This is a genomic window from Paenibacillus pasadenensis DSM 19293, assembly GCF_000422485.1.
Classification (GTDB): domain Bacteria; phylum Bacillota; class Bacilli; order Paenibacillales; family Paenibacillaceae; genus Paenibacillus_O; species Paenibacillus_O pasadenensis.
Map to the genome: position 1 here is coordinate 103,707 of NZ_KE383854.1, position 19,855 is coordinate 123,561.

A 19,855-nucleotide genomic window follows, 5' to 3' on the forward strand; every position below is an offset into this window, starting at 1 on the left:
TTGCCGGGATGCCGGCAGCGAGGGTGGGGCGATCGCGATGGAGGTGGTATAATCTAGTGAAGCAAGGGAATTTATCCAGATGACTAGATTTGGAGAGGATGAGTGAGATGGAGCTTTATTTCCGGGACAACTTCTTCAGCTCCGGCGAAACCGAGATCATGGACGCGTCCGGCCGGCCGATCGGCAAGGTCGACCTGAGGAGCGCGTTCGGCTCCTCGCTGGAGATTTTCGGCGCAGCGGGCGAAAGCTTGTACGAAGGAAGGTTCCTGGCCTTTTCGAGCAAGTGGAGGGTGCTGCAGGCCGGCGGCGAGGAGATCGGACAGCTGCGCTGGCGGATGGCCTTTTTCTCCAAGCGCTTCGAATATGACAGCTACGGTCGAGGCGTCTACCAGCTGACGTCGCCCGCGATGTCCAAAGAGTACGAGATCGCCGACGAGGACGGGCGGATCGTGGGCCGCTTCGAGCGGGTGAGCGGCTGGATGTCGGCCGGAGCTTTTCGCCTCGAGTGCGGCGAATGCCAAGTGCCGCCGCTGGAGTGGGCGGCGGTCATTCTCGGCATGAACGCGATGCAGAAGCAGTCGTCGGCAGCGGGAGGCGTCTGAGCGCTGGCGGAGAACCGCTAGAGCAGACGATAGCCGGCGGGCAGCGAGCCCGTGCGGCGGATCTCGCGGATCTGCGCGTCGGTCAGCGATTGGTTCGTCGAGATCAGCGACTCGACATCCTCGCCGCCGATCAGATCGTCCAGATCGGGCAGGTTGCGGACCGAGCCGCGGTAGACGCGGTAGTTGCCGCGGAAGCGCGTCTCCGAGAAGACGACGAGCGTGGCGTTCGGGCTGGTGGAGAAGAAGCGGAGGCTCTCAAAACCGTCGAGGATGCGGTCCGTATCGCGGATGCCGAGGTTGCCCCGGTAGATGCGGCTGACGCCGCCGTAGCGCTCTTCGGAGTAGACGGTGAGGCGGGGATAGGTCTGGCTGGCTTGCACAGGTTTCATCGGAGGGAATCTTCCTTTCGGATTGGCTTCCCTAGCAGATTATGATAGAAGCTGCGAAACGTTCGGGGCGCCTGCCGGGGGAGCATGAAAGACTACTTCCTTATCCAGGGCCAGCCTGTGGCAGCATGCCTCCGGTCGGACCGCCGCGTGCTGCCGATTGGTTCGACTCGCGACTTTTGCAAAAGTTGGTTTCCGACGGTTCCGCTGGACTTGAGTCGTTCCCCATCCGTTGCTAACGACGCCTCAGACGCTTAGAGCCCTTTTTTTCGCACTTCCAAAAATGTAACGACGCGTCAGACGCTTCCAATAGGCCGATCGCATCATTCTGCATGTTTTTCCGGCCTTTTTGCAGGGCTAAGCGCGTGACGCGTCGTTAGAATCGGGAGCCGCCCTTTTTGGGGCTGCCAACGCTCTGATTCGTCGCAAGCGGTCCTCCGCGCTTCGACTGGATTAGCCGCTCGCAAGACCGAGCGCCGCCCGGCCCGCAGGCGCCCGCCTAGGCGTCCCGGCCCGCGCCCGGCCCACAGGCGCCCCGGCTCGCGCTCAGCGCGCGCGCCCCGGGTTCAGCCCTCGCGCAGCGCGGCATCGCCCTCGGCGATCCGGCCCGGCTCGAGAACCGAGGCGTACAGCCCGAAGCTCAGCCCGAAGCGGTCGTTCACGACGCGCAGCAGCGACGGATCGCGCTCCAGGCTGTCCGGATCGTAATTGACCATCGAGCAGCGCTGGCAGAAAGAATCGACCTGCAGCAGCGCGCCGCCGATGCGCAGCCGCGCGCCGAGCAGCGACTCGTCGTCGAACTCGGGATCGTCCGTCCGCAGCAGCAGGTTCGGCCGAAAGCGAAGGGCTTCGGCCTCCTTGCCCCAAGCGGCCTTCAGCCGCCGCAGGGAAGCGTCGGTGACGATCAGCACGCTGGCGGCGTCGACCGCCATCAAGCCGTTGCCTTCGCGGCCGGGAGCTCCTTCCGCGCTCATCGACATGCGCGTGCCCGTCACCTGCTCCAGCTCGTCCCCGAGGGCGGGCTCCCAGCGGTAGGAGGGGCCGAGCGGGGAATCGACGCGCACGCCTTCTTCCCCGTAGGCGGCGCGGTACATCAGCAGGGCGGGGAACTTGCGGGCGGTATGGTAGCTGCTCCAGCCTTCCTTGGCTTCGTCGTACAGGCTGCAGAAGCGGTCGCCTTCCAGGCCGTACCGTTCGACGGAGACGCCTTGCAGCCGCTCGCCTCCCATCGACTTGACGGGATAGCGCCAGATTTCGCTTGTTTGTCCGATTCGCATGCGTTCATCGTTCTCCTTTGTCGAGATCATAGGGCCGGGCCGAGAGGCGAGCCGACGGCAGCAGGCAAAGGGCCAGCCACAGCAGCAGTCCGGCGGCCAGCATGCCGCCGATCAGGCGGACGACGCCCGGCCAGCCGTCCGCGCTCCAGGCGAGGCCGCCGGCCGTCCCGCCCAGGCTCGAGCCGGCATAGTAGAAGAGCAGGTACAGCGAGGACGCCTGCGCGCGTCCTGCGGGCGCGGCCGCTCCGACCCAGGCGCTGGCGACGGCATGTCCGCCGAAAAATCCCGCCGTGAACAGCGCCGTGCCGAGCAGCGTGAGGCCGAGCTGCTCCGGCAGCGTCAGCGCCAGTCCGGCGGCCAGCAGGCCGAGCGCCAGGCCGAGCGCGGCGCGTCGGTCGCGCAGCCTGCCCATGAACGGGGAGCTGACCGAGCCGGTCAGGAACAGGATGAAGATCCAGCCGACCCACGCTTGCGGCAGCTCGAACGGCGGGGCCAGCAGCCGGAAGGCGAGATAGCTGTACAGCGTGACGAAGCCGCCCATCAGCACCGCGCCGATGCCGAACAGCGCGAGCAGGACGGGCCGCCGCAGATGGCGGCGCGAATGCGCCAGCATCTCCTGCGGCGTCGTCCGATTCGCCGCGCTCCGGCGCGGCTCCGGCAGCCGGCGCATGAGCTGCCAGGCGGCGAGCAGGCCGCACAGCGCGACCGCGCCGACGCCCCAGCGCCAGCCGGCGAGGTCGCTGATCGTGCTGACCGCTCCGCGGCCGGCGAGGCCGCCGATGGAATTGCCGCTGATGTACAGTCCCATCGCGGCGCCGAGGCTGGCGGGATCCATCTCCTCCGCGAGATAGGTCATCGCTACGGCCGGCAGTCCGGCCAGCAGGATGCCCAGCAGCGCGCGCAGCGCCAGCAGCGAGGCGAACCCCGGCGCCAGCGCCGCCGCGAGGCAGATCAGGCTCGCCAGCAGCAGCGATGCTTCCATGACGCGCTTGCGGCCGATGCGGTCGGACAGCAGTCCGGCGATCGGCAGCGCGGCGGCGAGCAGCACCGTGCTGACCGACAGCGTGAGGCTGGCTCCGGCCGGCGTCTGCCCGAACTCGCGGGCGAACTCGGGCAGCAGCGGCTGCACGCTGTACAGCATGCCGAACGTGGCCGCGCCGGCCACGAACAGCGAACGGCCGGCGCGCCGGTAGTCGTCCGAGCCTCGGACGATGCGTCCCGGCTCGTCCGGGATTGGGTTCATGAAGCCGACCTTCCTTTCTTTGATGCGGGAAGCAGCGTCTGTTTCGTCCAGTATAGCGATTTTTCAGAGAACAAATAAGTAGCCGTAGGACGTTTTCCCGCGAGCGGACTGCAGTTTTGCCCGAAGATGGGCTATAATGAGGGCAAAGGCTCATCCAATGCGCGGGAGGGAAAGAATACCTAATGACGGATAAAGTGAAAATTTTCAGCGGATCCTCCAATGTTCCGCTGGCCAAAAGCATCAGCGAGCAGCTCGGGCTGCCGCTCGGCGAGGTGACGCTGAGCCAGTTCGACAACGGCGAGCTGTACGTCTCCTACGGCGAGCCGATCCGGACCTGCCATATCTTCATCGTGCAGTCGCTGTCCGATCCGGTCAACGAGAACTTCATGGAGCTGCTGATCATGATCGACGCGGCCAAGCGCGCCTCGGCCAAGACGATCAACATCATCATGCCGTACTACGGCTACGCCCGCCAGGAGCGCAAGCGCCATCCGCGCGAGGCGATCTCGGCCAAGCTGGTCGCCGACCTGCTGCATACGGCTGGAGCTTCGCGGATCATCACGCTGGACCTCCACACGGCGGCGATCCAGGGATTCTTCACCTTCCCGGTCGACCATCTGACCGCGCTGGACGAGCTGACCGAGCACATCCGCGCCAAGAACATCGAGAACCCGGTCATCGTCTCGCCGGACGCCGGACGGGCCTCCACCGCCGAGAAGCTGGCCAACTATCTGCATGCGCCGTTCGCGATGGTCGTGACGAACCACGATCCGCATACCGGCGAGGAGAAGATGCATGTCATCGGCGACGTCAAGGACAAGACGCCGGTCATCATCGAGGACATCATCGACACCGGCCGCACGCTGTTCAACGTCGTCGAGAAGCTCGTGGAGAAAGGCGGCCGCGACGTCGTCATCGCCGCCACGCACGGCCTGTTCTCCGGCGACGCGCTGGAGAAGCTCAACCATCCGCATATCCGCGAGATCGTCGTCACCGACTCGATCCTGCAGCAGGCCAGCCCGTCGGACAAGCTCACCGTCATCCCGACGGCGGGCCTGTTCACCGAGGCGATCCGCTCCAACATCTACGGCGGCTCTATCGCCACCTTGTTCAAAAACCGCGGCATCTGACGGCGCGCCGCGCGAGTCCGCGCCCGAACGGCCGCGCCCCAGGCCCTGCTCCCCGGATCCGATCCGGCAGCAGGGCTTTTCGCGTTCGGCAGAGGCTTCACTTTTCCGGCGAAAGCCGGCAAAAATCCGGAAACATGCCCGCTGCGCGCCCTCGGCGGCGGCTTGCGTGCTATACTTTCTAATAAAAACTCGGCCTAGGGCCGAGACCGCCATCCGCATCCGAAGGAGGTCCGGCATGCCGCGCCTGAACCGAATTAGAAGCGCTTACAACAATCTGTCGATCCATCACAAGATGCTGCTGCTGCTGTCGGTGCTGATGATCGGCTGCTTCGTGTTCTACCAGCTCGTGCTCGGCTATGTGTTCCGAATCTACGACCGCCAGATCTACGAGAAATCGTCGCAGGTGCTCGGCACGTCGTCGATCGCCATCGAGAACCGGCTGCGGGAGGTGGAGGGACTCAGCTTCCGCGTGCTGGCCGACCCGGTCATCCAGCAGGCGCTCGGCAAGCTGAGCGGCTCGCTGACGTCGTACGAGCAGAACGTGCTGCGCAAGCGGGTCGCCGACCAGCTGATCAGCTATGCCGGATCGGAGAAGGATGTCTATTCGATCCTGCTCATCGACACGCGCGGCATCCCGATCTCCGCGGGCAACCGCGAAGGCATCACCGCTGGCATGCAGCTCGATCTGGTCGCGCTCGCCGAGCGGACGGACGGGGCGCATGCGTGGAAGGTGACCGCGGACAAGCGGGCGGCGCTGCTCTCGGTGCGCAAGATCCGCTCGTTCACGACGCAGAACCTGACGTTCGACAACCTGGGCACGCTGATCATCCGCACGCGCATCGACCGCATCATCGAGGATCAGATGGATACGGGCCCGGGCCAGGCGCGCCTCATCCTGACGGACGGCAAGGACATCATCTATCCGCTCGCGGACGACATGCCGCTGACGGCCGCGGAGGCGGCCCGCACCGCCGCGCAGGGCAAGCCGTACGGCGTGGAGTCCTATGCCGGAGGCGAGTATTTCACGGCGCTCATGGCGTCCAAGGACATGGGCTGGACGTATTTGTACGTCACGCCATTCGACGAGATGTTCCGCCAGCTGACCGCGGTCAAGCGGATCGTGCTGGCCAGCTTCGTCGCCATCTTCCTCGCCGCGCTGCTGCTCGGCGCGATGCTTTCAAGCAGCATCAACCGGCCGATGCTGCTGCTGCTGCGCAAGATGCGGCAGATCGAGAAGGGCCAGCTCGACCGGCTCGAGGAGCAGTCGCTCGGCGCGGTGCCGGAGCTGTCCCATCACGAGGCGGGCATCCTGCATCGGACGTTCACGATGATGCTGCAGCGCATCCGCGAGCTGATCGACGAGAACTACGCCAAGCAGCTGACGATCCGCGAGGCGGAGCTGAAGGCGCTGCAGGCGCAGATCAATCCGCATTTCCTGTACAACACGCTCGAGTCGATCAACTGGCAGGCCAAGATGAACGGGCAGAGAAGCATCTCCGAGATGGTCGAGGCGCTCGGCCATCTGATGCGCAGCTCGATCAGCGGCACCGAGGACCTGCTCCCGCTGGAGCAGGAGCTGGAGCTCGTGCGCAGCTACGTCACGATCCAGGCGATCCGCTACGAGGAGCGGCTGGACTTCCGGCTGGAGGCGGAGGAGGAGGCGCTGCCGGCGCTGCTGCCCAAGCTGACGCTGCAGCCGCTCGTGGAGAACGCCGTCCACTACGCGCTGGAGCCGATGATCGAGCCATGCGTCATCACGGTGAGCGCGTCCACGTCCGGAGGCCGGCTGCGGCTGGCCGTATCCGATACGGGGCCGGGCATGCCGCCGGAGTTCGTGGAGCGGCTGCGCCGGGGCGAGGTGCGCACGCGCGGTCAAGGCATCGGCCTGGCGAACATCGCCGAACGGCTGCGGCTGACGTATGGAGGCGACGCGAGCCTCGAGATCGAAAGCGCCGAGGGCAAGGGAACGACGGTCAGGCTGGACATGCCTTATACGGAGGAAAGGGAGGAGACAAGCCATGCGAAGCGTGCTGCTGGTCGATGACGAAAGGCTGATCGTGGAGGGCATCGCCAAAGTGCTGGACTGGAGCGGGCTCGGACTGCGGCTCGCCGGAACGGCGCGCAACGGGCTCGAGGCGCTGGAGGCGATCGAGCGGGAGCGTCCCGACCTCGTGCTGACCGACATCCGGATGCCGGGCCTCGACGGGCTCGGCCTCGTGGAGCGGACGGCGGAGCGGCATACGCGCATCCGCTTCGCGATGCTGACCGGGTACAAGGACTTCGACTATGCCCGCCGCGCGATGCAGCACGGCGTCCGCCACTACCTGCTCAAGCCATGCAGCGAGCAGCAGATCGGCGAGGCGCTGACGGAGCTGGCGCGGGAGCTGGAGGAGGAGGACGAGCGGGACGGCTTCCTCTCGGAGATGGAGCAGCGCTACCGCCGCATGCTGCCGCATGTGAAGGAGCAGTTCCTCAAGGAGTTCATCACGAACCGCACCTACGGCAGCCGCGATCTGGCGCTGTACCAGAGCCTGTTCGGCATGGAGCTGGACGGCCGGCCCGTGCGGCTCATGCTGCTCAGCCCGGCGGGCGAGCCGGATTACGCGCAGCTGTTCGCGCTGTCCAACATCGCGGCGGAGCTCATCCCGGGCATCCTGCTCAGCACGACGATCGACGGCACGCTGCTGGTCGTGCTGGACGACGGCGGCGAGCCGGACGACGAGGCTGCGCGCGGGACGGACGGGGCGGTCGAGGCGGTCGGGACGATGCGGGTTAAGGAGGCCAAAGCCGGCTCGCCGCAGCGGCTCGCGCCGGAGCTGGAGGCGCGCATCGGCCGCGTGCAGGAAACGTTCCGGCGCTTCTACAAGCTGGAGGCGACGGCCGCGCTCAGCAGCGCGGGCCGGATGGTCGAGGCGCGCCGGCTGTATCGCGAGGCGCGGGAGTGCCTCGCGCACCGGTTCTACGTCGGCGACGACAGCCTCATCGTCCGCAGCGACCTGCCGGCGGCGCAAGGCGCCGAGGCGCTGCCGGAGCCGGACGAGGAGCGGCTCTGCCTGCTGCTGCGCTCCGGCCTGGCGGACGAGGCGCGCCTGGAGATCGAGCGCTTTCTCGGCGAGCTGGCGGAGCGGCGGGCGGCGCTGCCGGCGGCCCGCTCCTGCGTGCTGCAGCTGTATGCGGCGATGATCCGCGTCTGCCCCGAGGCGGAGGCCGAGGCGTTCACGCTGCGGGCGGCGGAGCTGTCCGGCATCGACACGCTCGCCGGGCTCGGCGAGTTCGTCACGGACAGCGCGATGCGGCTCGCCGACCATTACCACCGCCTGACGCTGAGCCGCCAGTCGTCGGCCGTCGAGCGGCTGATCGCGATCATCGAGCAGGACTACGCCGATTCCGGCCTGACGCTCGGGGCGGTCGCGGCCGGCCAGCTGTTCATGAACGCCGACTATGTCGGCAAGATGTTCAAGAAGGCGACCGGGGAGAGCTTCTCCGCCTACCTGAACCGGCATCGCATCCGCGAGGCGTGCCGGCATATCCGCAGCGGCGGAGACGCGCGCGTCGCCGAGCTGGCGGAGCGGTTCGGCTTCGGCGACAACGCGCCTTATTTCAGCCAGGTGTTCAAAAAATGGACGGGACGGACGCCGAGCGAGTTCAAAAAATGCCCCTCTGATTTTTGACGGGATGGCTCTGCTTTTTGGATTCCGGGAGCAAGCCGGACTTGAGACAATAGAGCCAAGGGAAGAAAGAAAGCGCTGACAGCCGGCGGGCAAGCGACCGAGCCGGCAGCGCCTTCGGCTTCCGACTTGCCAACCAAGGGGAGATCATGCGATGAAAAGAAGAATGCTCGGCCTGCTGGCCGCCGTTACGCTCGCCTCTACAGCCCTATCCGCCTGCAGCTCCGGCAACGACGCGCCGGCCGGCGGCTCCGCAGACGATCCCGTATCGCTGCGCATCGCCTGGTGGGGCTCGGATTCCCGCCACGCCTATACCCAGCAGGTCATCGACCTGTATACGAGCAAGCATCCGAACGTCAAGATCGACGTGGAGTACGCGTCCTTCGACGACTACTGGAAAAAGCTCGCTCCGCAAGCGGCGGCGAAGCAGCTGCCGGACATCGTGCAGATGGACATTTCCTACATCAGCCAATACGCCAAGAACGGCCAGCTCGCCGAGCTCGAGCCGTACCTGAACAACCAGATCCAGGTCGGCGACGTCAGCGAGAGCGTGCTCGGCACGGGCTTGCTGGGCGGCAAGCAGTACGGCATCCCGATCGGCGTCAACGTGCTCGGCTTCCACTACGATCCGGAGCTGCTGAAAAAGGGCGGCATCGACAGCATCCCGGCCGACTGGACGTGGGAGAAGTACGAGGAGATGGCCCGGCAGACCGGCTCCAAGGGGCTGTACTTCGACTCCGGCTTCGCGCCGGACATCTTCTTCAACTACTACCTGCGCACGAAGGGCGAGACGCTCTACAACGAGGAGGGCAACGCGCTCGGCTACGACGACGACAAGCTGTTCACGGACTTCTTCCGCATCCAGGCGGATCTCGTCAAGGAAAAAGCGCTGCGCTCGCCGGATTACCTGAACCAGATCAAGGGCGTCCTCGAGGAGTCCGACCTCGTGAAGGGCACCGGCATCGGCGTCTTCCAGTGGTCCAACCAGTTCGTCGGCCTGCAGAAGGCCGCCGCCCGCCCGCTCGCCCTGGCTCCGATGATGGGGCCGGACATGGAGAAGGGCATCTACATGCAGCCGAGCATGTACTGGGCGATCACGAACAACTCCAAGGCCAAGGAGGAGGCGGCGAAATTCATCGACTTCTGGGTGAACGACGTCGAGGCGAACAAGATCATCAAGGGCGAGCGCGGCGTGCCGATCAGCTCCGCGATCAAGGAAGCGATCGCCGGCGAGCTCGACGAGCCGGTCAAGCAGGTGTTCGATTTCGTCTCCGAGATGGAGCCGAAAGCCTCGCCGATGAGCCCGCCGCCGCCGACCGGATCGCCGGAAGTGATCGCCGCGCTTGCCGACCTCATCGAGGAGCTGAACTTCGGCCGCATCACGCCGGAGCAGGCCGCGGCCTCGTTCCGCAAGACGGCCAGCGAAGTGCTCGCAGCCAACAAATAGAGAATCGTCCGGCCGCGGCGCTGCGAGCAGCGGGGCTTTCCCCGAACCGGAGCGGCGCGCTGCGGGACGGGGGAGCAAGGGCTTGAGGGGAGAAGCCGCCGTCCGGGCGGCTTTTCTCCTCTGCGGGGACGCTGGGCGCCTGCGCGCCCCGCGCCCGCTGCCGGCCCGCCGGGCTTCCGCCGCCGGATGAGAAAGGAGAGAGACCATGCTCAAGCGAAACACCGCGCTCCGCAACGATCTGACCGGCTATGCCTTCATCAGCCCGTTCGTCATCGGCTTCCTGGCCTTCACGCTGATCCCGATGTTCATCTCGCTCTACCTCAGCTTCACGAGCTACAACCTGTTCAGCGCTCCGCGCTGGATCGGGCTCGACAACTTCGTCAAGATGTTCACTGGCGATCCCAAGTACATGAACTCCCTGCGCGTGACGTTCCTGTACGTCTTCGTCGGCGTGCCGCTGCGGCTCATGTTCGCGCTGTTCATCGCGATGCTGCTCAACAACGGCTCGCGCCTGATCGGGACGTACCGCACGCTGTTCTACCTCCCGTCGATCATCGGCGGCAGCGTGGCCGTATCGATCATGTGGCGCAACATCTTCGGCAGCGAAGGCATCGTCAACAGCGCGCTGATCGCGATCGGGCTCGGCCCGGTCAGCTGGTTCGGCGATCCGAACGCGGCGCTCGGCATGCTCGTCACGCTCTCCGTCTGGCAATTCGGCTCGTCCATGCTCATCTTCCTGGCGGGCCTCAAGAACATCTCGCCGGAAATGTACGAAGCCGCAGGCGTCGACGGCGCGGGCCCGGCCCGGCGCTTCTTCCGGATCACGCTGCCGCTGCTCAGCCCGATCATCCTGTTCAACCTGATCATGCAGACGATCAGCGCCTTCATGACGTTCGTGCCCGCCTACATCATCTCCAAGGGCGAGGGCGGCCCGATGGACGGCACGATGCTCTACTCGCTGTACCTGTTCCGCCAGGCGTTCATGTTCAACAACATGGGCTACGCCTCGGCGATGGCGTGGGTCATGCTGATCATCGTCGGCATCATGACCGCCGTGCTGTTTTTCGTCTCCAAGTACTGGGTGTTCTACGAGTCGGAAGGGGGGCGCTGACCGATGGCCTGGAAAACGATCAAATGGCCCGTCTATCATCTGTTCGCCATCGCGCTGGCCGTGCTCATGCTCTATCCGGTGCTGTGGATGCTCATGAGCAGCTTCAAGGAGAGCCGGCTCATCTTCGTCACGGCCGAGTCGCTGCTGCCGGACAAGTGGGTGTGGAGCAACTACGCCGACGGCTGGAAGGGAACCGCGGGCTACCCGTTCATGACGTACATCTGGAACTCGCTCGTCATCGTCGTGCTGTCGACGATCGGAGCGGTGCTGTCGAGCTCGCTCATCGCCTTCGGCTTCGCGCGGCTGAGCTTCCGCGGGCGCAACCTGTGGTTCGCGCTCATGATGGTGACGCTCATGCTGCCGCATGACGTCGTGCTCGTGCCGCAGTACGTCATCTTCACCAAGCTCGGCTGGCTCAACTCGATCGCGCCGATCGTCGTGCCGCAGTTTTTCGGCATCCCGTTCTTCATCTTCCTGATGGTGCAGTTCATCCGCACGATTCCGCGCGAGCTTGACGAGGCGGCGACGATCGACGGCTGCGGCAAGCTGCGGCTGTACGCCCGGATTATCCTGCCGCTGCTGCGCTCCTCGCTGGCGACGGCGGCGATCTTCTCCTTCTACTGGCGGTGGGAGGACCTGCTCGGTCCGGTGCTCTACCTCAACTCTCCGGACAAGTACACCGTCTCGATGGCGCTCAAGATGTTCCTCGACAGCGAGTCGACGTCCAACTGGGGCGCGATGTTCGCCATGTCGATCGTCAGCCTCGTGCCGGTCATCGCCCTGTTCTTCGCGTTCCAGAAGCATATCGTGCAGGGCATGGCGACGAGCGGGCTGAAGGGATGAGCGGCATGGAAGAGGAAGCGGCGAGGATGAACGCGGAGCTGCCGGATGGAGAAGCCGGGGCGCGCCAGGACGGAGCTGCGCCTGTCGAGGGCGCCAGGCGGCAATCGGGCGAAGCGCCCGAAGCAAGCGCCGCCGAGACGCCGGCAACGGGCCGGGGCGCGACGGAGCTGCGCTTCGCCTTCGGGCCGGGCGAGCCGCCGCCGGGCGCGGCGCAGGTGCGGGCGGACGACGCCTACAGCGACGAGCGCGGCTGGGGCTTCGAGCCGGGCTCGACTGTGCACGAGCGGCTGCGGCCCGGCGGCGAGGGCATCCTGATTCCGGTGCAATCCGTATTCGCCGTGGCAGTGCCGGACGGCATCTATCACGTCCGAGTGCGCTGCGGCGACGAGCGGCATGCGACGTCGACGAGCGTGAGGCTCGGCGAGGGCAGCCTCGTGCTGCCGCTGCTGGAGCGTCCGGCGGGCGTCTACGCCGAGGAGCTGTTCGCTGCGGCCGTGCGGGGCGGCCGGCTGCGGCTGCGGCTGTCCGGCAAGGCGCCGCGGCTGTGCGAGCTGACCGTGACGCCGGCTCCGCAGGCGGTCGGGCTTTTTCTCGCCGGAGATTCCACCGTCTGCGACCAGCCGGCGTCCGGCTATCCGTATTTCGGCTGGGGACAGGCGCTGCCGGCGCGGTTCAAGCATGACGTCGCGGTCGACAACCACGCCGTCTCAGGGCGCAGCTCGCTCAGCTTCATTCGCGAGGGGCGGCTGGAGGCGATTCTGGAGCGGCTGAAGCCGGGGGACTGGCTGTTCGTGCAGTTCGGGCACAACGACCAGAAGAACGACGCCGAGCGGTTCACCGAGCCGTTCGGCAGCTACAAGGACACGCTGCGCCGTTATGTGAGCGGCGCTCGCGAGCGGCAGGCGCATGCGGTTCTCGTCACGTCGATGCAGCGGCGCGATTTCGATGCCGAGGGACGGCTGCGGGATACGCATGGCGACTATCCGGCCGCGATGCGCGAGCTGGCCGCCGAGGAAGGCGTGCCGCTGATCGACCTGGCGGAGCTCAGCCGGGAGCTGTTCGAGGCGGCCGGTCCCGAAGGCACCAAGGACGACTTCATGTGGCTGCTGCCCGGCGAGTCGCTGAACCACCCATCCGGCACGCGCGACAACACGCATTTCCAGGAGCGCGGCGCCGTCCGCCTCGCCGGCCTCGTGGCGGCGGAGATCCGCCGGCTCCGGCTGCAGCCGCTGGCCATGTACCTGCGCGAGAGCGCGGAGGACCCGGGCTCCATTTGACGCGGGCGTGCAGTCCGCTGCCGGCCGACCGTGGACCGTGGACCGTGGAGGATCCGTTCCAGCCCGCGTCGAAAAGAAAGCGGCAGGCGCGTCGTCGCCGACGCTGACATCCGACAACCGACAACCGACAGGAGGAGCCATCATGTCCCAAGCTTTAGGCAGCCGCAGCTGGATCATCCCGGACGGCTACATCCCGCCCCTCAGCAGCGGGTCGCTGGAGAGCCACGAGAGCATCTGCGTGCTCAATGCCGGCGACGAGCCGGCCGAGCTGGAGCTAACCGTCTACTTCGAGGACCGCGAGCCGCTCGCAGGCATCGTCGAGACGGTGCCGGGCCGCCGCACCCGCCATATCCGCACCGCCGGCCTCGCCAGCGGCGGCGAGCGCATTCCCGCGGGCGTGCCCTACGCCGTCACCGTGGCGAGCTCGGTGCCGGTCGTCGTGCAGTACAGCCGGCTCGACTCGACGCAGCCGGAGCTCGCGCTCATGAGCGTCATGGCGCATCCGCTGGAGCGGAGCTGAGCCGGGCGGGGATGCTGGCGCGTCGAGGACAGCGTTCGCTTTGATCCCATAAAGCCGGCAGCATAAGCAGACCGCCCACCTTCGAGGTGCTGGCGGTCTGTTTTTGCTTGATCTGTATGATGGATCATCCAGATTTTAAATGTCTGGCGAACGTCGGGATCGTTTTGTGCGATTTATCGTACAAACGATGATGCTCGCTTGTCTATCCGCCGCCGGCTCGGTAAAGTAAATCTATGGCATTCCGCAGCGGGAAGAAGGCTGCGAGCCGGGACAGATTTCGCCGGGGAGAGGAGGCGCCGCGATGCTCATCTATTTCTTCGCCTTGCTGGCCGCCGGAGCGGCGGCGCTGCTGGCGCGGCCGCGCGAGGCGGAGAGCCGCTGGGCGGCGGCGTTTCTGGCGCTGGCCTCGCTGGGCGGCGCCGCTTCCTGGCTGGAGCGGGCGGGCCAGCCCGCAGGAGCAAGAGCGCTGGAGCTGCTCAACGCCTGCCTGACGCCGTGGGCGGTGCTCGTGTTCGCGCTCGTCTGGAGCGGCCTGCTCGCCGGGACGGGCGGGACGAGCAGCGCAAGTGGATGGAGCGGTGCGAAGGGCGGGACGAGCGGCGGAAGCGGGTGGCGCGGCGCGAGGGACGGGGCGAGCGGCGGAAGCGGATGGCGCGTCGCGAATGGCGGCGCCAGCCTGCTCGTCGCCCTGATCCTGCTGCTGCCGCCGCTAGTGTCGCTGGGCGAGGCGCTGCTGCGGGGAGGCGGTCCCCATTACGGGCTGCTGCTCGTCTGGACCGCTCCGTACTATCTTGCCGCATGCGCCGCGATGATCCTGGCCGTGCGCCGCGAGGCGCATCCGCTGAAGCGGCGCTCGCGGGCGATCATGGCCGTCATCATGGTGCCGACGCTGCTCGCGGTGCTCGGGCTGATCAATGTCGGGCGGGCGATCTCGCCGGACTTCGATTTTTTCCGGTATGTATCGCTGTTCATCGTCTTCTCGATGGGCGCCGCGGCGGCGGGGCTGTTCCTGTACGGCGTGCTCGGCATCCGGCTGCGGCTGGAGCGAGATCCGCTGGAGAGCGCGATGCGCGCCGCCGGCCTCGGAGCGTCGATGCTCAACCACTCGCTCAAAAACGAGCTGGGCAAGATCAGCCTCGCCTCCGAGCTGCTGCGGCGGGAGCTGGAGCGCGGGGATGCCGCCAAGGAGCCGGCTGCTCCTGCAGCGGAGCCTCCCCCGGCGTCGGCGCCTCCGCCATCGAAGCCGGCGGCCCGCGGAGCCGAGCAGCTGCAGCAGATCCAGCGCTCCGCCGGCCGCATGCTGGAGACGGTGGAGCGGCTGCAGACGCAGCTGAAAGCGATCCGCTGGCAGGCGGAGCCGGTGCGGCTGCCCGAGCTGCTGGCGCGCGCGGCGGAGCGGAGCGCTCCGCTCGCCGCGTCCCGGGGCGTTCAAGTGAGCGTCCGGTCTGGGGGCGTGCCGGAGGTGGCGTTGGCGGATCCTTTTCACCTGGAGGAATCGCTCGTTAATCTGCTCGCGAATGCGATCGAAGCGACGCCGGCTGGCGGCGAGGCGGTCGTGAGCGCGCAGCGGCAGCGCCGGCGCCTGCTCATCCGGGTGGACGATACGGGGGAGGGCATCGCGGCGGAGCGGCTGGCGCAGGCGTTCGAGCCGTTCTACAGCACGAAGAGCGGGCGCATGAACTACGGCATCGGGCTGTCCTACGCGCATCAGGCGATGCGGATGGCGGGCGGCAGCGTGCGGCTGGAGCGCCGGGAGGGCGGCGGCACGAGGGCGGAGCTGCGGCTGCCGCAGCTCGGCAGGCAGGGCGGAGAGGAGGAGCGGCGATGAGAGATTCGGAGGCGAGGCCCCCGAGCACAGGCGGAGAAGCGGCGGAGGAAGCGCGGGAGCGGGAATCCGGGAACGGAGGAGCGGACCGGGGCGAGTGCCGGGGCGAGTACGGCCGCGCCGTGCGGGAGCCGGACGGGAAGCGGCATGATGCGGCGTCGATCCGGCTGCTGATCGTCGAGGACGACCCGGAGTGGGTGCGCTCCATGACGCTGTACCTGGAGGCGGAGCCTGACCTGGTAGTGGCGGGCTGGGCGGCGGGGCCGGAGCAGGCGCTTGATGCGGCCCGCTCGCTCGACTTCGACGCGGTGCTGATGGACATCCAGCTCGGTGACGGCATGCGGGACGGCATCGCGGTCGCGGCCGACCTGCTGGAGCTGCGCGAGGTGCCGATCGTCATGCTGACCTCGGTCGGGGACGAAGCGATGATGACGCGCTCGTTCGGAGCGGGGGCGGCGAGCTATGTGGAAAAAAGCCGCTACGCGGACCTGCCGGCCGCGATCCGCGACGCGGTGCGCCGTCCGGCGCCGATGCAGGCGCTGCTCAAGGAATTTCGCCGCCTGAAGCGGGAGGAACGGCTGCAGCCGCTGACGCCGGCCGAGCGCGAGGTGTTCGAGCTGATCGAGGATGGCCGCACGCAGGCCGAGATCGGGCGGAAGCTGTTCAAGAGCGAGAGCACGCTCAAGAACCAGGTGAACCGTATCCTCAAGAAGCTCGGCGCGAGCTCGAGCCGCGAGGCCGTGCGCCGGCTGCGCCGGGGCGACGACCGCGAGCCGGACGGCGGCGAGCAGCGGTAGGAGATTCGTTTCGGCGGAGGATCAGAGGCGCGAGGAGCGCATGAATCGAAAGGCTTGCGCCTGGCAAGCTTTTTTTGGCGTGGAGGGACTCTGGCGGGCTGTCCCGGAGTCCGTCATGCCGCAGCCTTGAAGCGGGTATTTTTGACGAGAACCGCGCGTGCTAACGTCATTTTTGCCTTTAGGGAGCGAGGTTCGTCGGCATCAGCGCATCCTAACGTCATTTTTGCCTTTAGGGAGCGCGGTTTGTCGGCATGAGCGCGTGCTAACGTCATTTTTGCCTTTAAGGAGCGCGGTTCGTCGGCAGCGCAGCGTCCTCAGCACCATGTTCAATGATCCGAAAGGTTAGCCCGCTGCGCAAGCCGAGCCTTTCTCCGGTTCCACTGGAAGCCGGATGCCCGGATTTTCCGACGTCCCAGGCGAAGGCCATCCGACTTCCAAGAGGACCTCTCTGTCGCTTCTACGAAAGGCATCGGCTCGTTCCGCTCCCCTCGTTTGCATGATTTGGGGGACCATGGCCTGCGCCAGCGATGAGGAACGTTCATGAGGCCGGAATTCCAATACGACCCACGAATGAAGAGTGGATAAGGTAGCGGACAAATTGCGCGATCAGCTCGGCATGCAGGCGAACTGGCGGAACGACTCGGAAAAATCGAGCATACGGGCATGTAGACGGGACGGAGGGGGGAGCGGGCATGGACAGTAAAGGAAAGGAGTCCGTGTCCCGCCAAACGCTCTCTGCAGAAGCCAGAAGCGAGACGGAGTTCGTGTGGAAGAAGGAAGCGGCAGCGGTTTTTTTGGCGTGGAGGGTCTCTGGCGGGCTGTCCCGGAGTCCGTCATGCCGCAGCCTTGAAGCGGGAGCCGCATCCGCCGGGACGCGGAGTGGAGGCGCAGCGGCAGAGGGCCTATGAAACTGGGGCCTGCCGCGAAAGCAGCCGCAGCGGTACGATGATGGCAGATCAGGGACGACCACGGACAGCCGTCCCGCGAAGGGAGGGAGCCGCATGAGGCCGATCGAGGCGGTGGCGCTGGTGGACGGGGAGTGCGCGCTATGCGGCGGGCTGGCTCGTTTCGCGGCCAAAAGAGAGCGCGCGGGCGGACTTCGCTTCGCCGCTCTCCAGTCGGAGGAGGGGCAGTATCTGCTGCGCGGCCACGGGCTCGACGGAGCGCGGACGGACAGCTTCGTGCTGCTGAAGGACGGGCGCGCCTACGCGCGCTCGTCCGCCTCGCTCGAGCTGTTCCGGCTGCTGGACGGGGGGTGGCCGCTGCTGAGCGCCCTTCGCCTCGTGCCGCGGCCGCTGCGCGACGCCGCTTACGCCGGCATCGCCGCCGTGCGGCATCGGCTCGGCCGGCTGACTGGAGTCGGCGCGCCGATCGGCGTGCACGGAGCAGCTTGCTCCGTGGAGCAAGGACGCGAGCTGAGCGGCCGGCTGCTGCAAGGCATGGAGCAGGCGCGGACGTTTCGGCTCGGGCAGGAGCGGCTGGCGGTGAGAGAGGATGCTGCGGCGGCATCGGAGACGGGAGGCGGAAAAGATGCGTGAGCGGAAGATAGAGGCTGCGGCGGAAGCCCGCCGCCAGCCGGAGCAGGTGGAGTCGTCGGCGGAGGCTCGCAGGCAGTCCGGTCGGCCGGAGCCGCCAGCGGAAGCCGGCCGCCAGCCGGAGCAGGTGGAACCGTCGGCGGAGTCTCGCAAGCAGTCCGGTCGGCCGGAGCCGTCCGCCGATGCTCGCAGACCCGTTGGCAAGCCCGTATACGTCGAGCTGGCCATGCGCTGCACGATGGAGGAGCTCTGGCGGCATACGCAGCAGCCGGAGCAGCATGAGCGCTGGGACCTGCGCTTCAGCTCGATCCGTTATCTCCCGCGCGAGGAAGGCGAAGCGCAGCGCTTCCTCTACACGACGCGCATCGGCTTCGGGCTGGCGATCCGGGGCAGCGGCGCGACGCGCGAGCGCACCGGTCCGGATGGCGTACGGGTATCCGCGCTGCAGTTCCAATCACCGCAAAGGCTGTCGCTCATCCGCAGCGGCGCCGGCTTCTGGCGGTACGAGCCGGGCGAGCGGCCCGGCGAGCTGCGCTTCCTGACGCGCTACACGTACTCGACCCGCTTCGGCGCGTCCGGCCGGCTGCTGGACCGCTTCGTCTTCCGCCCGCTCATGGGCTGGGCGACCGCCTGGAGCTTCGACCGGCTCCGCCTCTGGCTCGAAAAAGGCTGGGCGCCCGAGCTGACGCTGCGCCTCGCGCTCGTGTACGCCGTATCGCTGGCGCTGCTCTCCGGGCTGTGGCTGTACGAAGGCCTCGTGCCCAAGCTGCTGCTGCCGTCGTCGGAGGAGCTGCGTCTGCTGCATGGCCTCGGCTTTTCGCCGGAGGCGGCCCGGATGTCGCTGGCCGCGCTTGGGCTCGGCGAAGCGGCGCTTGGAGCGGCGCTGCTGCTCGGCCGCTCCGCCCGGCTGCTGCGCTGGCAGGGCGTGCTGCTCGCCGCGCTTGCCGCCGGCGCGCTGATATCCCGCCCGGAGCAGCTGGCCGAGCCGTTCAGCGCGCTCACGCTGACGCTGCCGATGCTCGGCCTGAGCGCGGCCGCGCTGCTGGCGCAGCCCTTCGTCCCGCGCGCCGGCCGCTGCCGCCGCCAGCCGCCGTCCGCATCGGAAGCGGCTCGGCGCCGAGCGGATGCCGATTCGCCGCTCCGCTCGCGTTCGGGCGCGGACGGATCGCACGGTGCCGCTGACATCCCACTCGACTTCGAAAGGAGCCTTTTCGATGATCCGTCCTCCCGCTGATTCCAGCGCCTCGATCACGCCCTGCGGCTTCGCTTCTTCCGCAGCCTCGATCACGCCTCGCGGCTTCGCTTCTTCCGCATCCGCGAGCGTTCTCCGCCGTTCAAGCCCTGCCGGCGCTTCCGCTCTGCAGCTGCCGCCCGCGCCGCCCGCCGCCTCCGCGGCGGACCGCATGCCGCTTGGCCTGGACGAAGCCCCACGCTCCATCTATGAGCAGGCGCTCGGAGCCCGCTTCGCGGAGCTGCATCCTCGCATCCGCGAGCGCTTCTCGCTGCACAGCCGCTCCGGCCTCGCCGCGCTCGGCACGGGAGTCATGCACGAGGTGTGGCATAATCGGCTGGCCGCGCTTCCGCTCTGCATCGGAACGACGCGCCATATCATGTTTCCGCAAAGCGGCTGCGACGTGCCGTTCACGATCCGCAACTACGCTTACCGCGACCGCTTCGGCCGCGAGACGGTCACCTGGATCCGCTCATTCCGCTTCGGCCGGCAGGAGCGCCGCTTCGACGCGACGATGATCTACAGCCGCGAGCGCGGCTGCATCGTCGATTATCTCGGCAACCGCCAGCATCTGGCGGTGGACATCGAGGCGGAGCCGTCGGAGTGGGGCGGCATCCGCATCCGTTCGGGCGCGCAGCGCTTTTACGAGGGCTGGCTCGGCTTCCGCTTCCCGGAGCTGCTGACCGGCGCGGCCGATGTGCATGAGTGGTACGACGACCGCGCCTGCCGCTTCCGCATCGAGGTGCGCGTGCGCAATCCGCTGCTCGGCGACGTGTTCCGCTACGACGGCAGCTTTGCCGGCGAGCTGCTGGAGGTCGGCCAGGAGCCGCCGCCGGCGGACGTCCTGCCGCGGAGGACCGAGGGGCGCGAGTAGCGGACGGGGCGCAGCCGCCGGCTTGATCCGGCCTGGAGCGGGTCTGCCGGCCGGGCGCCTGCCGTCCCAAGGCCCTCCTCCTTTGAAAG

The 19,855-nt window shown here is 67.3% G+C and carries 17 protein-coding genes; 14 read left to right on the plus strand and 3 right to left on the minus strand.

The features are described from left to right. Window positions 1-107: 107 nt before the first annotated feature. Entirely contained in the window at window positions 108-602 is a 495-nt protein-coding gene (locus H582_RS0120755; RefSeq protein WP_028600077.1) for an LURP-one-related family protein, read from the plus strand. A gap of 17 nt (window positions 603-619) precedes the next feature. Here H582_RS0120755 and H582_RS0120760 read toward each other — a convergent pair whose 3' ends face one another. From H582_RS0120760 to H582_RS28755, 3 genes are all read right to left on the minus strand, one after another. Further along, window positions 620-991, minus strand: a complete 372-nt coding sequence (locus H582_RS0120760) for a hypothetical protein (RefSeq protein ID WP_028600078.1) — start codon at window positions 989-991, stop codon at window positions 620-622. A gap of 563 nt (window positions 992-1,554) precedes the next feature. After that, window positions 1,555-2,265 carry an MOSC domain-containing protein gene (locus H582_RS0120765; protein WP_028600079.1) on the minus strand — a complete coding sequence of 237 codons (711 nt, stop codon included), beginning with the start codon at window positions 2,263-2,265 and terminating at the stop codon, window positions 1,555-1,557. A 4-nt stretch (window positions 2,266-2,269) separates the two neighbouring features. After that, complete coding sequence (locus H582_RS28755) at window positions 2,270-3,508, minus strand: MFS transporter (protein ID WP_084137485.1); 1,239 nt, start codon at window positions 3,506-3,508, stop codon at window positions 2,270-2,272. A 182-nt stretch (window positions 3,509-3,690) separates the two neighbouring features. Between H582_RS28755 and H582_RS0120775 the strand changes: the two genes are divergently transcribed. The 13 genes from H582_RS0120775 to H582_RS0120840 all read left to right on the plus strand — a co-directional run bounded on the left by H582_RS0120775 (window position 3,691) and on the right by H582_RS0120840 (window position 19,766). Further along, complete coding sequence (locus H582_RS0120775; RefSeq protein ID WP_028600080.1) at window positions 3,691-4,638, plus strand: ribose-phosphate diphosphokinase; 948 nt, start codon at window positions 3,691-3,693, stop codon at window positions 4,636-4,638. Window positions 4,639-4,873: 235 nt separating this feature from the next. Beyond that, a complete protein-coding gene (locus H582_RS0120780) occupies window positions 4,874-6,682 on the plus strand; it encodes a sensor histidine kinase (protein ID WP_043111679.1) in 1,809 nt (602 codons plus the stop codon). After that, window positions 6,657-8,309, plus strand: coding sequence for a response regulator (locus H582_RS0120785; protein WP_028600082.1), 1,653 nt, complete (start codon window positions 6,657-6,659; stop codon window positions 8,307-8,309). Before H582_RS0120780 ends, H582_RS0120785 begins: the two co-directional genes overlap by 26 nt. Before the next feature lie 151 nt (window positions 8,310-8,460). Then, entirely contained in the window at window positions 8,461-9,753 is a 1,293-nt protein-coding gene (locus H582_RS0120790; RefSeq protein ID WP_028600083.1) for an ABC transporter substrate-binding protein, read from the plus strand. A 205-nt stretch (window positions 9,754-9,958) separates the two neighbouring features. Then, complete coding sequence (locus tag H582_RS0120795) at window positions 9,959-10,864, plus strand: carbohydrate ABC transporter permease (protein WP_028600084.1); 906 nt, start codon at window positions 9,959-9,961, stop codon at window positions 10,862-10,864. A gap of 3 nt (window positions 10,865-10,867) precedes the next feature. After that, window positions 10,868-11,707: a carbohydrate ABC transporter permease gene (locus H582_RS0120800; RefSeq protein ID WP_028600085.1), complete on the plus strand. Its 840-nt coding sequence runs from the start codon at window positions 10,868-10,870 to the stop codon at window positions 11,705-11,707. Beyond that, window positions 11,704-12,984, plus strand: a complete 1,281-nt coding sequence (locus H582_RS0120805; RefSeq protein WP_240479053.1) for a rhamnogalacturonan acetylesterase — start codon at window positions 11,704-11,706, stop codon at window positions 12,982-12,984. Before H582_RS0120800 ends, H582_RS0120805 begins: the two co-directional genes overlap by 4 nt. A gap of 142 nt (window positions 12,985-13,126) precedes the next feature. Beyond that, window positions 13,127-13,504, plus strand: coding sequence for a sensory rhodopsin transducer (locus H582_RS0120810; protein ID WP_028600087.1), 378 nt, complete (start codon window positions 13,127-13,129; stop codon window positions 13,502-13,504). Between the two features lie 301 nt (window positions 13,505-13,805). Continuing rightward, on the plus strand, window positions 13,806-15,332 hold the full coding sequence (locus H582_RS28760) for a sensor histidine kinase (RefSeq protein ID WP_052333496.1): 1,527 nt from the start codon (window positions 13,806-13,808) through the stop codon (window positions 15,330-15,332). Continuing rightward, window positions 15,329-16,126: a response regulator transcription factor gene (locus H582_RS0120825; protein ID WP_084137486.1), complete on the plus strand. Its 798-nt coding sequence runs from the start codon at window positions 15,329-15,331 to the stop codon at window positions 16,124-16,126. Before H582_RS28760 ends, H582_RS0120825 begins: the two co-directional genes overlap by 4 nt. Before the next feature lie 1,001 nt (window positions 16,127-17,127). Beyond that, a complete protein-coding gene (locus H582_RS31335) occupies window positions 17,128-17,664 on the plus strand; it encodes a thiol-disulfide oxidoreductase DCC family protein (protein ID WP_084137487.1) in 537 nt (178 codons plus the stop codon). Beyond that, window positions 17,657-18,895 (plus strand): DoxX-like family protein, encoded by a 1,239-nt coding sequence (locus H582_RS28770; protein ID WP_228551250.1) that lies wholly within the window; start codon window positions 17,657-17,659, stop codon window positions 18,893-18,895. Before H582_RS31335 ends, H582_RS28770 begins: the two co-directional genes overlap by 8 nt. A 169-nt stretch (window positions 18,896-19,064) precedes the next feature. Further along, a complete protein-coding gene (locus H582_RS0120840; protein ID WP_028600088.1) occupies window positions 19,065-19,766 on the plus strand; it encodes a DUF4166 domain-containing protein in 702 nt (233 codons plus the stop codon). The last annotated feature ends 89 nt before the right edge of the window (window positions 19,767-19,855 follow it).